Origin of the sequence: Amycolatopsis sp. MJM2582 (assembly GCF_000754115.1) — a bacterium.
Classification (GTDB): domain Bacteria; phylum Actinomycetota; class Actinomycetes; order Mycobacteriales; family Pseudonocardiaceae; genus Amycolatopsis; species Amycolatopsis japonica.
Genome location: NZ_JPLW01000002.1, coordinates 782,251 through 795,908, shown reverse-complemented (window position 1 = coordinate 795,908; position 13,658 = coordinate 782,251). Strand labels below are relative to the sequence as shown.

Genomic DNA, 13,658 nt, shown 5'->3' with positions numbered 1-13,658 from the left:
AAACCCCGTCACCGACCGGCCTCCCCCACCTCGGCGGCCAACCGCCGCCGGTCGATCTTCCCACTCGCGTTGACGGGAAAAGTGTCCACGTGGTGCACAAAGACCGGAACCATGTACTCGGGAAGGCGCCGGGCGACGGCAGCGATCAACTCATCGGCATCGACCGGCTCTCCAGTGTGCAAGGCGTGCAGCACGGTCGCCCCACCCCGCGACGGCACGGCGAGCACCACCGCGTCGCGCACGCCCGGATGTGTCCGCAGCACGGCCTCGATCTCGCCGAGTTCGATGCGGTAGCCGCGAATCTTGACCTGATCGTCCAACCGTCCTATGTGGACGAGTTCGCCGTGTTCCCGCCGGACCCGGTCGCCGGTGCGGTACCAGTCACCCGCCCGCGGCGCGCCGTCGGCCACGGCGAACGACGTTTCGCCGCGGAAGAACCGGCCTTGGTCGTCCGCCGGGTCGAGGTAGCCGTCGAAACGCTGGCCGCCGCGGACGCACAGCTCGCCGTCTTCGCCCGCGCGCCCGTCTTCGGTGACCAGCACCGCGTCGAGCGCGTCGTGCACCTGGCCGATCGGCACGGTGCCGTTGGACGTCTCGGGCCACGACGCGGGATCGGCGGGCAGCCGGTACGCGGTGACCGTGACGGTGAGTTCGGTGGGACCGTACGCGTTCTCCACCACGCTGTTCGGCGCGGCCGCGGCCCAGGCCCTGGCCTGATCCATGGTCAGCTGCTCGCCGGCGAAGACGCTCCAGCGCAGATCGGGCATCGCCCCGGGGCGCAGCCCGCGCAGCCGCCCGGCGAGCGACACCACGGACGGAACCGAGTACCAGTGGGTGATCCGCTTGCCGGTGACGAACCGGGCCGGGGTGAGCACCTCCGCTTCGGAGGGCACCACGAGGGTCGCGCCGGTGCTCCACGAGACGAACAGGTCGAACACCGACGGATCGAAGGTCAGGTCGAACGTCTGGGACAGCCGGCAGCCGGGCTCGACCTCGTACCGCTCGACGCAGTGTGCCAGATAGCCGGCCACGTTCCGGTGCCGGATCGGCACGCCCTTGGGTGTCCCGGTCGACCCGGAGGTGAACAGCAGATACGCCACCGCGTCGGGATCGCCTTCGTAGGGCGGGCTCCACGGTTCGGGCAGCCGATCGGGCCAGTCGCCGAGCAGAGGCAGCGCGACGGCACCGGTGCCGTCCGCCACTTCCGCCGCGCCGACGTCATCGGCCATCACCACGTCGACCCCGGCCGCCACGCACATGGCCCGGTTTCGCTCAGGCGGGAACTTCGGGTTGAGCGGGACGACGATCGAGCCGAGCCGCAGCGCGGCGAGGTAACCGGCGTACGTGGCCAGGCCGCGCGTGGCGGGCAGGCCGACCGCGTGCGGACGCCCGCCCACCGCCCGCACCAGCCCGGCCGCCAGCCTTTCGGCGAGCAGCCGGAGTTCACGGTAGCTCAGGGCGTGCTCCTGGACTTCGATCGCCGTCGCATCGGGGAATCTCCGTACGGTGTCGAGGAACCAGCCGTACATCGTCCCTTGTGGATCGATCACTTCCCGCTGCGTTCCGCGGCGGGGGCATCGGCCTCGGCGACCGCGTCCGCGGTGATCACCCGCAGGAACGGATAGACCATCAGCAGACAGACCACCGCGAAGACCCCGAACGCGATCTGGAACCCGAACAGTTCGGCCAGACCGCCCGCCACGGCCGCGGACACCGGGAGCATTCCCCAGGAGAGCAGTCTGCTCGCGGCACCGAACCGGCCCAGCAGTTCGTTGGGTACCAGCGATTGGCTGATCACCCGCGAGTTCACCGTCCACATCGTCCCGCCGACGCCGGCGAGGAACGCGGCGACCCCGACCGGCCAGACAGCGGCCGGGCCCGCCGGGATCACCGCGGGAACCCCGACCATCAGCACCGTGCCGACGATGTCGACGAACATCGCCCAGCGCCTGCCGATCAGCCGGTTGACCGGGCCGACCAGCACCGTGCCGAGCACACCGCCGGCGCCTAGGCTGGTCAGCAGGAACCCGTACTGCGCCGGGGTGAGACCGAGCGGACCGCCGACCGCGTACGCCGGGATCAGCGCGTACCAGGCGGCCCAGCAGCCGGCCATGCCCGTGATCAGCGCCGCCATCGTCCGCAGCAACCGGTGCCGCCACAGGAAGACCAGGCCCTCACGGATCTCCGCCCTGGCCGGACGGCGCTCCTTCTGCTGCTTCACCGCGAAGTCGCCGACCAGCAGCGTCAACAGCAACGCGCCGAACAGGTACACCGCGCCACTCGCCCCCAGCGCGACGGCGAACCCGGCGGCCACCAGGAATCCGCCGATCGGCGCGCCCAGAAAGCTGAACGTGACGTACTCGGTCGCGGTGAGCCGCGCGTTCAGCGCCTGCCATCGGCTCTTCGGGGTCACCGACGGAATGATCGACATCGCGGACAGCTGCGCGACCACCTCGGCGACGCCCAGCACCAGTGCCACGGCGAGGATCAGCGGCAGGTTCACGACGTCCATCGCGACCGCGGCCAGCATCACCGCCATCGCGGCCATCCTGGCGAATTCGGCGCCCACCATCAGCGACCGCCGGTTCTTGCGGTCCACCAGCACACCGATATGCAGCGCGGTGATCAGCCACGGCAGGGTCAGCATCATCGCCACGGCGGCGATCGACGCCGGTGAGTCGGTCACCGTGGTGGCCAGCAACGGAAGCGCCACCCGCATCACCGCGTCGGCGGTGTTGGTCGTGCCGGTGAACGAGATCAGCAGCCACTCGTTGCGCCGCGGCGACGGCCCGGTCCCGGTCGTGGGGGCGGGCACGGTCGAGGGTCGCTCGGACACAGCTCCTCCAAGGTCACGCTGACGGTGTGGTGGTGGTCCGGAGCCCCACGATCGCGCGGGCGATCTCCGCGATCGCCGGGGCTCGGAGCATCCCGTAGTGGTCGGCCTCGACCTGGATCAGCCGTGGTGGCGCGGAGAACCGACCAGTCCACTGATCCACCTGGTGGTCGGCCAGCTCCGCCCGGACGAGCAGCGCGGGCGCTTCGAGCGGGCGTTCGCTGACGTACGAACCGACCGCGTCCGTGTGCCGGTTGAACGTCGTCCAGCGCTCGAGGAGCATCGCCACCGAAACCGGCTGACCGCTCGCCGTGGCCAGCCGGGCGGCCAGTACGCGCATCGCCAGCTCGGGATCCCCCGGCGTGGTCTTGGCGGCCGTGCCGTCGAGGGTCGCGCCGAAGGTCACGGCCATGTTCTCGCTGAAGACCTCGTACACCACCGCGTCCCGCACCTCGCGAGGAATGTCGTGCTCGACCGGCGGTGTCGAGTCGAGCAGCACCACCGGTGGCGGGGTCCCGTGGCCGGTGGCCGCCATTTCGAACGCGATCTGCCCGCCCATCGACCAGCCGCCGAGCAGATCGGGGCGCAGGTCCTCGGCGTCGAGATCGGCGCGGAATGTGGCGGCCATGGCCGGGATCGAGTCCAGCGGAGCGCGTTCCTGCGACGCCGTAACCCGCCAGTCCGACGGCAGTTCGGCCACCAGCTCGCGGTAGTCCCGCACGGTGCCGCCCGCGCCGGGCAGCAGATGCAGATGCGGGCCTTCGCCGTCCTGGAGGACGACCAACGTGCTCCCATCGTCGACGGCGGCGCCACCGTCGAGCTGCTCGGCCGCCTTGCGTGGGGTCGGCTCGGTGAGCCATCCGGTGATGTCCAGCGTCACGCCGCTTTCGGCTTCGAGGGCCGACGCGAACTGGACGACCTTCAGCGACCGGCCGCCGGTGGCGAAAAAATCCTCGTCGGCTCCGGTCGGTGGGGTGCCGAGCACTTCGGTCCAAACGTGGCGAACCTGTTCGAGCGACGCGGATTCCGGCATCTCCGTGGTGTCCAGATCCGCCGTCGTGATGGTGTGCTCCAGATAGGCGGGCGCCGTCCTGGACCCGACCTCGATGGTGCCCACCGGCAGCTCCGGGTCGAGGCCGCCCTCGGCGAGGACCCGGTCGATGTCCTGGAACAGCCGACGCGCGGTCGAATGGTCGAACCGGCCGACGTTGTACTCCGACTCGACGATGTATTCGCCGTCGAAGTCGAACACCCCGAACCCGAGATCGGTGCGGGCGGCCCGGTTCGGCGCGCGTTGCAGCGTCAGTTCGACGTCGCCGAGCCGCAACCCGACCCCGATCGACCCGTACCAGGTGACCAGGATCGGGATCGCGTCCCGCAGCCGCGCCTGCGCCGATTCGGTGAGCGCGCCGTACACCAACGAGAACGGCACCGTCTGGTGGGCGAGGCTGTCCCACATACCGTCGCGGACCCGCTCGACCACCGTGCCGAACGAATCGCCGTCCTCGACGACGGTCCTGGTGACCAGGACGTTGGCCAGATATCCGACCAGCGCCTGATCCTGGGGTGTCATCCGGTTGGCGCTGACCAGGCCCGTGCAGACCTCCGGGCCGGCACCGCCCCGGGCGAGCACCGTCTGCAGCGCGGCGAACAGCACGCTGAACGGCGTGGTGAAGTACCGCTTCGCCAGGGTTCCGATGCCGTCGACGGCCTCCTTGCTGAAGACGAACCGCACCATCCCGCCCTTGTTGCCGGTGCCGGTGTAGGTGTGCCGGTCCGCGACCAGGGTCGTGGTCACCGCGCCGTCGAGCTTCTCGCGCCAGTACTTCAGGCTCGCGTCCCAGCGACCGTCGGTGCGGGCGGCGTTCGAGGCCAGGATGTGTTCGCGGAAGGACACCTGGGGCTCGCCGCCGAAATCCGGCTCCTCGCCCGCCACCGCGGCCGCGTAGGCCTTGGCGAAGTCGTCCATCAGCAACTGCATTCCCCAGCCGTCGACGAGGGCGTGGTGGACGGTGACCAGCAACTCGTGCTGGTCACCGACGGTCACCGCCACCAGCCGCGCCGCCGGGGCCACGTCCAGCGCGAGCGGACGCTCCTGGATCTCCCCCGCGATCGACCGGAGCAGGGGCTCTACCGACACGGAACCGGGGTCTTCGATCTCGATCCGCTGCGGCTCGACCTCGACATGGTCCACAATGGACACCATGATCGCGCCGTCACGGTGGTGCAGGCTCGCGCGCATCGCCTCGTAGCGGTCCACCACGGCCTGCCAGGCGACCCCCAGGGCGTCGAAGTCCAGCGGCCGGTCGGCCTTCAGCGGCCAGGTCTGGTTGTAGACGGACTTGTTCTTGGCCCTCTGGTGGATCCACCAGAGCATCTCCATGAGGGCACTGGCCGGGAACATGCCGGTGTCCGTCGCGACGGGAGCGTTCAACGGAATTCCTTTCCGGTTATCGGCGGACGATCGGCAGGATCTCTTCGGTCAGGCCCTTGCGGTCGACCTTTCCGTTGGCGGCCAACGGAATGCTGTCGCGCTGGTGATAGCCCCTCGGGCGCATGTAGACGGGGAGCTCGTCGAGCAGCCGGACGAACTCGCTCTCGTCCACGGGGTCGCCCGCGTAGACCGCGTGCAGGTCCACCTCGCCGTCGGCCGCGGTGAGCGCCACCACGACCACCTCCGCGATCGACGGATGCCGCCGCAGCGCCGATTCGATCTCGCCCAGTTCGACCCGGTTGCCCCGCACCTTGATCTGGTCGTCGACGCGGCCGAGGTGGACCAGCTCACCGCTTTCCCGGCGCACCCGGTCTCCGGTGCGGTACCAGTGGGCCGGGGTCAGCGGCTCGGTGCCGTCGTAGACCGCGCCCCGCTCGCCGTCGAAGGACAGGAAGCGCCCGGCGTTGTCACCGGAGTCCAGATAACCGGGGAAACGCTGCGGGCCGCGCACGCACAGCTCACCGTCCGAGCATTCCCGCAGGTCTTCGTCGAGCAGGACGTAGTCCAGATGCGGGAAGATCTCGCCGATCGGCATGGACCGGTTCGAGGTGACCGGCCAGTCCGCGCGCTCGGCGGGCACCTCGTAGCCGGTGCAAATGACCGTCAGTTCCGTCGGCCCGTAACAGTTGTGGATTTTCGCGTTGGGGGCGGCCGCGCGCCACACCTCGACCTGTTCGAGGTTCAGCGGCTCGCCGCCGAACATGCCGCGGCGGAGATTCGGCATGCTGCCCGGGGCGAGAGCGCGCAGCCTGCGGGCGAAGGAGATGATCGACGGCACCGAAAGCCAGTGCGTGAGCCGTTTCTCGTTCACGAAACGCACCGGTGTGAACACCTCGCTGTGCTGCGGAACGCACAGGGTCGCGCCGGTCCCCCAGGTGGCGAAGAGCTCGACGATCGAACCGTCGAAGAAGAGCTCGAAGGTCTGCGAAACCCGGCAGTCGTCGGCGAAACCGAACCGCTGGATGTTGTCCTCCAGCAACGAGGAGACGCATTCATGCGTGACCGGCACGCCCTTGGGGCTCCCCGTCGAGCCGGAGGTGTAGATGATGTAGGCCACGTCGCCGTCGCCGGAACCGATCTCGGGCAGCGGCTCGCCACCGTCCAACAGGGCACGCCACCGGTCACCGGTCAGGTCGACGATCGGGATCCCCGACTGCCGCGGGTACTCCGGCAACTGCTTGGCCGAGGTGTCGTCGACGATCGTCACGTCCAGGCCGGCGTCCTTGGTGATCACCAGGTTCCTGGCGACCGGCGCGCCCTGGTTGAGCGGCACCACGGCCGCGCCGAGCCGCTGGATCGCCAGGTAACCCACGTAGCTCGCGAGGCTGCGTGACGTCAGCAGGCCGACGCGGTCCGGCCGCCTGCCCGCCGCCGAAACCAGGCGTACCGCCATCCGCTCCACGGCGGCCCGCAGTTCGTCATAGGTCAAGGTGAGCCCGGCGACCTCGATCGCCGTCGAGGAGCCGGAACCCGCCACCGTGTCGCCGAACCAGTCGAAGAGCCTGCGTGTCGTCATCGCGCACCCCCGTCCTGGCCGGCGGTGGCCAGATCGGCCAGCCAGCGTTTCAAGTCGGCGACCGTGTGCAGATCGACCAGCCGGGTGGCGTCGATCTCGGCGTCGTCGTCGCCCGCCACGTCGACCGCGAGACGCAGCAACGCCAGTGATTCCAGGCCCGCGTCGAGCAAGGGCGTCGAGTCGTCGAAGGTGAAGGTCGCGTACCGCGTGATGATCGCGTCGAAATCGACAATCGTGTCACTCATGGGCATTTTCTCCATGGGGCCGGGGCTTCGTCACCGAGACCATCGCCGTCGCGGCTGTTCTCTCGATGTACTCGGGTTCTAAAGCCGTTGTTGTTGCCCGGATTCGCCGCCTTTCACCTGGCGGCCGGACTTCCAGACGTCGGTCACGTGCGCCGGATCAGCGAGGACACCGATGTCCAGCACCGGATCCGCGTCCAGCAGGAGCACGTCGGCGTCGTAGCCGGCCAGCAGCTGCCCCGAGCGCGGCGCCTGCGGGCCGAGCGTGTCGGGCGCGACGGCCGTGGCCATCTCGATCGCTTCCAGCGGGGTGGCGCCGCCCTTGACCATCAGCGACAACTCGATGCCGCCCTTCCCCCACTGCGTCGGCCGGTCGGGGCCGGTCATCGCGAGGTCGGTGCCCAACGCGATGGTGACGCCCGCCTCGCGGGCCAGCGCGATCGCGTCGAGATGCCGCCCGGCCACCTCTTCCAGCTTTCGTTTGGCATACGGCGGAACCAGGTCGCTGGTGAGGAGCAGATGCATGATGGCGCGGGTCGGCACCAGGATCGCGCCGGTCTCGCGCATCGCCGCGGCGGCTTCCTCGTCCAGGTAGGTACCGTGCTCGATGGTGCGCACCCCCGCCTTCAACGCGGCCATGATGCCCGGCTTGCCGTGGCAGTGCGCCGCGACGACCCGCTCGGCCTGGCCGGCCACCTCGACGATCGCCGCCAGTTCGGCGTCGGTGAACTGCTGGTGATGCGGATGGTCCACTTCGGACAGAACCCCGCCGGAGGCGAAGACCTTGATGAGCCTGGCGTTGTTGCGCAACTGCTCGCGAGCGGCCCGCGCGCATTCGGCGGGGCCGTCGGCGAGCCGCAGTTCGCCGCCGAGATGCCCGAAGTCGTTGATCCACGGGACGGGGAAACCGTGCACGTCACCGTGCCCGCCGGTGGTCGACAACGCCGTGCCCGCGCTGTAGATCGTCGGTCCTTCGATGGTGCCCTCGGCGACCGCGCGGGCCAGGTGGATGCCGAGACCGCCGACCTCGCGAATGGAGGTGAAGCCCGAGTCGAGGCAGGCCCGCAGGTCCGACACGCACCGCGCCGACCGCAACGCGATCGGCTCGTGCATCAGATCGTGCAGGTCCGCGCTGCGCAGGCCCATGAAATGCCCGTGACAGTCCCACATTCCGGGCATCACGGTATGCCCGCGGGTGACGTCGGCGCCGGGAGTGGACGGCGCCTCGTCACGCGGACCGGCGTAGCGGATCCTGTCGCCCTCGACGATCACGACACCGTCGACGATCGGTGCGCCGCGTCCGGGAATCAGTTGAGAGGCTTCGATGCGTTGCTGCATGCGGGCCAGAGAAGCAGACCGCGACCGCTCCGGTCACGCGGCGACGATTGCACACCGCGAATCGCCGCTCACGGAAATATGATCGTCAGGCCCGCCGGAAATCCATGATCCAGTTGAGTTCCCACGTCTCGCCGTCGTCGACCGAGAAGGCTTGTTCCCAGCGGGCCGAATCCTCGGTGATGTCCGACCAGACGAACCGGACCCGCACGGGGGTGCCGCCCTCGTTGTCGTCGCCGTGGAAGACCCCGCGGCCGTCGCTGAAACTGCCGACGACAGGCGGGAAGAGCCTCCCGGTGTCGCTGCTCGACCAGTTCAGCGACCACTTCTCGGTCGCGGGGTCGAACAGGCGCAGGGTCAGGCCTCGCACGCCGTCCGGGAAAACGATCTCGTCGACATTCGCCTTTCCTTCGAAAAGGCTCCAACACTTCGCGGGTGCGGTGAATTCGACCCAGTCGTCGCTGCCTGCCAATCGCTTGGCGAGGCGGCGGTTGTGGACATTCCACGAGCCTACGAGGAAATCGAAATCGCCCATGCGGAAACGGTAGCACGCCCCGCGGCGAAGGCCTTGGGCTTTCGCGGCGGGGCGTGTGGACGCGATCTAGCCGTGGAGGGACACCGGTAGCGAGACGAGGCCGTGCATGATGGTGCTGGTCTTCCAGCGAAGCCGTTCCGGTTCCACGGCCAGCGCCAGGTCCGGAAACCGTTCCAGGAGCCTGCCGATGCCGATCTCCACCTGCAATCGGCCCAGCGGCGCGCCGGCGCAGTAGTGGATGCCATGTCCGAAGGCGAGATGGCTGCCGAGCCCGCGGGTGATGTCCAGGCTGTCGGCGTTCGGGAACTTCTCCGTGTCCCGGTTCGCCGACCCCAGCGCCACCACCACGATCTCGCCGGCGGGAATGGTCACGCCGTCCAGGGCGATGTCGTCGGTGGTGAAGCGGAACGTCGCCAGGCTGACCGAACCCTCGTAGCGCAGCAGTTCCTCGACCGCGGCGGGCAGCAACGAGGGATCCGCCCGCAACCGGGCGAGCTGGTCCGGATGGCGGAGCAGGGCGTATACCCCGTTGCCGACCATGCTCAACGTGGTGTCGTGCCCGGCCACCACGAGCAGGAATACCATCGCCACCAGTTCGTCCTTGCTGAGCCTGTCCCCTTCTTCGGTGGCCTGGACCAGCGCGCTGAACATGTCTTCGCCCGGGTCGGCGAGTTTCGCGTCGATCAGGTCTTCGGTGAACTTGGCGACCGCGGCCGAAGCCGTGGCCACTTCCTCCGGCGTGTGGTTGGCGCCGACGAGCGTGTTCGTCCAGGTACGGAACACTTTCCGGTTCTCGGGTGGAACGCCGAGCAGTTCGGCGAGCACGGTGATGGTCAGCGGGGCGGCGAGATCCTCGATCAGTTCCGCCTCCCGCGAACCGGCCATCTTGTCGAGCAGTTCCCCGGTGATCTCCTCGATCCGCGGCCGCAGGAGCTTCACCCGGCGTTCGGTGAAGGCCTTGCCGACCAGTCTCCGCAATCTGACGTGATTCGGCGGATCGCTGTTGAGCATATGCGCGGCGAGCTCGTCGTCGACCGACGCTGGTGCTTTGTCAGGCGACTCGGCGTGCCGGGCGAACAACTCGTTGACCCGCCGCCCGTCCTTGCTGATCCGCGGGTCCGCCAGCAGGGCGCGGGCGTCGTGGTAGCGGGTCACCATCCACACCTTGATGCCGTGCGGCATCATCACTTGCCGGGGCGGGCCCGCTTCCCGCAACCGCGCGTACAACGTGTAGGAATCCTGGACGAAGTCGGCCGAGAGCCTTTCGACGTTCGTCGTTCGACGGCTTTGCATCAACGTCCTCCACGCGTCCGGCGGGCCGGACACGGTGTCTTGTTCGAGGCAGGGTCATTCGAGGGGCGCCAGCACCTCGCCGGTCGCCACGTCCACGACGCGGATCGCCTCCCGTGGGCAGGAATCGGCCGCGGCGAGCACTTCCTCGTCGGCACCGATCTCGGCGTCGACCGGCTGCGAGCGATCGCCGACGATCCGGAACCGATGCGGAAGATCTCCCACGCACACCCCGGAACCCATGCACGAGTCCTGGTCCACGACGATCCGCCAGCGGCGACCGCTCTCGGTCATGTCAGTCTCCTTGGATTCGACCGTTCAACTGCCGCTCCGGGTCCAGTTGAACGAAGGAGCCCGATGGTTCACGGGAACGGCTTGTGGCGCAAGGTGTTCTCTCCCTTGAACGCTGCCGGTCCGCGGTTGGCCGGGTTGGTCGTGAGTGGCGATTCGGGTTAGAACACGAATCGCCACTCACGACCCACCCGGCCGAATCGAGACCGTAACCTCCAGAGGTGATTTTCCTTGCTACGAAGACTTTGTGCCGGCCTGTGCGCCGTCGTCCTCGTCTCCGGCTTGACAGCCGACATCCCGGCCGCCACCGCGGCACCCGCGGCCCCGGTGACCGCCGAGCCCCTCGGCGGGGACGACCTGCCCGGCCCAGGCGACGTCCAGCGCCGGAAACTGCGGCAGCAGGCCCTCGCGGAGGTGTTGAAGGGCAAGGAAGTCGCCGAACGACGCGGCGCGAGCACCATCGCGAAGACGCGCCGCGGCGGTGTCGACGAGTACGTCGAGCTGGCGCGGGAATCGACCGACCGGATCTTCGTGGTGCTCGCCGAGTTCGGCGACCGGCGGCATCCGTCCTATCCCGACGTCGACACCGACCCGGCCATTCCCGGCCCGGTGCACTTCGACGGCCCGCGTCGCGACCAGATCCCCGAGCCCGACCGGCGCGTCGACAACACCACCATCTGGCAACCGGCCTATGACCGCCGCCATTACCAAGACCTGTACTTCTCCACCGCTCCCGGCGCCGACTCGGTCGCCAACTACTACCGGAAGCAGTCTTCCGGCCGGTTTTCGGTCGAGGGCATGGTCACCGACTGGACCACGGTGCCCTACAACGAAGCCCGGTACGGACGGTCGAACGGTTTCCCGTGCTCGGGCGTCGTCTGCGCCAACGCCTTCGAGCTGGTGACCGACGCCGCCAACGCCTGGTACGAGGGGCAACGCGCGGCCGGCCGGACGCCGGAACAGATCCGGGCCCAACTCGCCACCTTCGACGTCTGGGACCGCGACGACTTCGACCGGGACGGCGACTTCAACGAACCGGACGGCTACCTCGACCACTTCCAGATCGTGCACGCCGGGGCCGATCAGGCCGACGGTGACCGGGTGCACGGCGAGGACGCCATCTACAGCCACAGCGCCTACGCGTTCGCCAACACCACCACCGGCCCACAGGGCAACCGCCGGGGCGGAACCCAGATCGGTGACAGCGGAATCTGGGTCGGCAACTACACCATCCAGCCGGAAAACGGCGGTATCAGCGTGTTCTGCCGCGAATTCGCGCACGACCTCGGATTGCCCGACCTGTACGACACCAACGGCGGCGCCAACAACGTCAGCTGGTGGTCGCCGATGGCGCAGCAACGCGTCTCCGGGCCCGGCGAGGTCATCGGCACGCGCATCAACGATCTGGACGCGTGGTCGAAACTCCAGCTCGGCTGGCTCGACTACGAGGTCGTGGTGGCGGGCCGGACCCGCACCCTCGAACTCGGCCCGCACGAATACAACTCGGCCAAGGCCCAAGGTGTCGTGGTCGTGCTGCCCGACAAGCAGAAGACGTTCCACTATGGACAGCCGTTCGCCGGGCCGAACCAGTGGTGGAGCACCAAGGGCAACAATCTGTCCACCACCATGACCCGGCAGATCGACCTGACAGGCAAGACGTCGGCGTCGCTGACCTTGAAGGCCCGTTTCGACATTCAGCCGGATTTCGACTTCCTCTACACGCAGGTGTCGACGGACGGCGGCGTCACGTGGACCTCACTGGACGGGATCGCCGGTGGCGCGCCGTTCCAACGGGACTTCGGTGGCCAGCCGGGGTTGTCCAGCAGCTCGGGCGGAAACTGGGTGGATATGGCCGTTCCGCTCGATGTCGTGGCGGGCAAGAAGGCCATCGTCCGCTTCCAGTACCGAACCGACGGCGCTTTGGCGCGTAACGGGTTCTTCGCCGACGAGATCTTGATCGTCGCGGACGGCGCGCCGCTGCTGGCCGACGGAGCGGAGAACGGCGCGAAAGGCTGGCAGCTCGACGGCTTCCGGACCGCGGGCGCCACCGAGACCCGCTCGTTCGACAACTTCTACCTCGCGTCGAATCGTACCTACGAGTCTTATGGGCAATATCTGCGCACGGGCCCCTACAACTTCGGGTTCCCCGACCGGCCCGCGTTCGTCGAGCACTTCCCGTATCAGACCGGGCTCGTGGTGTCCTATTGGGACACGTCCGAAATGGACAACAACACCAGTGAGCATCTCGGCTCCGGGCTGATCCTCCCGATCGACGCGCATCCGGCGCCGATCTACAACATCGAGGGGGTGCCGTGGCGATCCCGGATCGCCGGCTACGACATGCCGTTCTCGCTCCGCAGGGCCGACTCGTTCACGCTTCACGTCAACGGGAAGCCCAGCTACATCCGGGGGCAGAACGCCGTGCCGCTGTTCAATGACACCGGGACGTTCCTGTTCCCCGAGCAGCCGAACGCGGGTGTGCTCCTGCCGGCCACCGGGACCACGATCCGGGTGCTTTCGCAGCACGGTACTTCGATGCGGATCCGGGTGGACCACAAGTAGCGGGCGGCTCGTGGGGCTGGTCCGTGAAGGCCTCCTTGAGGGACTCTGGGTCCCTCAAGGAGGCCTTCACGGACTGGATGATCGCCACGTGCGTCCCATATGCACCAGCGGTCACGCGTGAAGGACCCCTTTGCTCGGCTCAGCCGAGGAAACGCGACCTTCACACCTTCCCAAGTACATGAAGGCCCCCTTCCTTGCGTCTACCGCAAGGAAGGGGGCCTTCATGTACTTCAAGGAACCTCGTGCGTGCAGGAAGCGTGCGCGTTGACCACTCGCCGCGCCGACGCCGGGTGACGTTCGAGCAGAGCGGCCGGCCGCACGGGACGCCGTACGAGTTCGCCCCCGCAGTTGGGGCACACGCCACCGAAGCGGTCTTCAGCGCAGCCAGGGCAAAAGGTGCACTCGAAAGTGCAGATCCGCGCGTCCACCGAGGGCGGCAGATCCCGATCGCAGCACTCGCAGTTCGGCCTGATCTCGAGCATTCCGCGGACTCTACCCGAGGCGCCTGTTCACCTGAGCGATGTCGGATCGGGAGGCGATCCACGAGACTCCATCCCCTG

11 protein-coding genes are annotated in these 13,658 nt (G+C 68.5%); 1 reads left to right on the top strand and 10 read right to left on the bottom strand.

The features are described 5' to 3' along the window. Nucleotides 1-8: 8 nt before the first annotated feature. From ED92_RS13955 to ED92_RS13915, 9 genes are all read right to left on the bottom strand, one after another. A complete protein-coding gene (locus ED92_RS13955; protein WP_369797403.1) occupies nt 9-1,550 on the bottom strand; it encodes an amino acid adenylation domain-containing protein in 1,542 nt (513 codons plus the stop codon). Continuing rightward, nucleotides 1,547-2,836, bottom strand: coding sequence for an MFS transporter (locus tag ED92_RS13950; protein ID WP_200882700.1), 1,290 nt, complete (start codon nt 2,834-2,836; stop codon nt 1,547-1,549). Before ED92_RS13950 ends, ED92_RS13955 begins: the two co-directional genes overlap by 4 nt. 13 nt (nt 2,837-2,849) lie before the next feature. Beyond that, nucleotides 2,850-5,267 (bottom strand): condensation domain-containing protein, encoded by a 2,418-nt coding sequence (locus ED92_RS13945; protein ID WP_052120538.1) that lies wholly within the window; start codon nt 5,265-5,267, stop codon nt 2,850-2,852. A gap of 16 nt (nt 5,268-5,283) precedes the next feature. After that, entirely contained in the window at nt 5,284-6,843 is a 1,560-nt protein-coding gene (locus tag ED92_RS13940) for an amino acid adenylation domain-containing protein (RefSeq protein ID WP_037337801.1), read from the bottom strand. Continuing rightward, complete coding sequence (locus tag ED92_RS13935; protein ID WP_037339943.1) at nt 6,840-7,088, bottom strand: phosphopantetheine-binding protein; 249 nt, start codon at nt 7,086-7,088, stop codon at nt 6,840-6,842. The genes ED92_RS13940 and ED92_RS13935 overlap by 4 nt, the downstream gene beginning before the upstream one ends. Before the next feature lie 78 nt (nt 7,089-7,166). Continuing rightward, on the bottom strand, nt 7,167-8,423 hold the full coding sequence (locus tag ED92_RS13930) for an amidohydrolase family protein (protein WP_037337798.1): 1,257 nt from the start codon (nt 8,421-8,423) through the stop codon (nt 7,167-7,169). An 85-nt stretch (nt 8,424-8,508) separates the two neighbouring features. Continuing rightward, on the bottom strand, nt 8,509-8,955 hold the full coding sequence (locus ED92_RS13925) for a hypothetical protein (protein WP_037337796.1): 447 nt from the start codon (nt 8,953-8,955) through the stop codon (nt 8,509-8,511). Between the two features lie 66 nt (nt 8,956-9,021). After that, nucleotides 9,022-10,248: a cytochrome P450 gene (locus ED92_RS13920; protein WP_037337793.1), complete on the bottom strand. Its 1,227-nt coding sequence runs from the start codon at nt 10,246-10,248 to the stop codon at nt 9,022-9,024. 54 nt (nt 10,249-10,302) lie between these two features. Beyond that, nucleotides 10,303-10,539 carry a ferredoxin gene (locus tag ED92_RS13915; protein WP_037337791.1) on the bottom strand — a complete coding sequence of 79 codons (237 nt, stop codon included), beginning with the start codon at nt 10,537-10,539 and terminating at the stop codon, nt 10,303-10,305. A 228-nt stretch (nt 10,540-10,767) separates the two neighbouring features. Here ED92_RS13915 and ED92_RS13910 point away from each other — a divergent pair, with 228 nt between their 5' ends. Then, nucleotides 10,768-13,098: an immune inhibitor A domain-containing protein gene (locus ED92_RS13910; RefSeq protein WP_037337789.1), complete on the top strand. Its 2,331-nt coding sequence runs from the start codon at nt 10,768-10,770 to the stop codon at nt 13,096-13,098. A gap of 230 nt (nt 13,099-13,328) precedes the next feature. Here the strand turns inward: ED92_RS13910 and ED92_RS43785 are convergent, their stop codons facing one another. After that, a complete protein-coding gene (locus tag ED92_RS43785; RefSeq protein WP_081975787.1) occupies nt 13,329-13,580 on the bottom strand; it encodes a DUF1272 domain-containing protein in 252 nt (83 codons plus the stop codon). Nucleotides 13,581-13,658 lie beyond the last annotated feature (78 nt).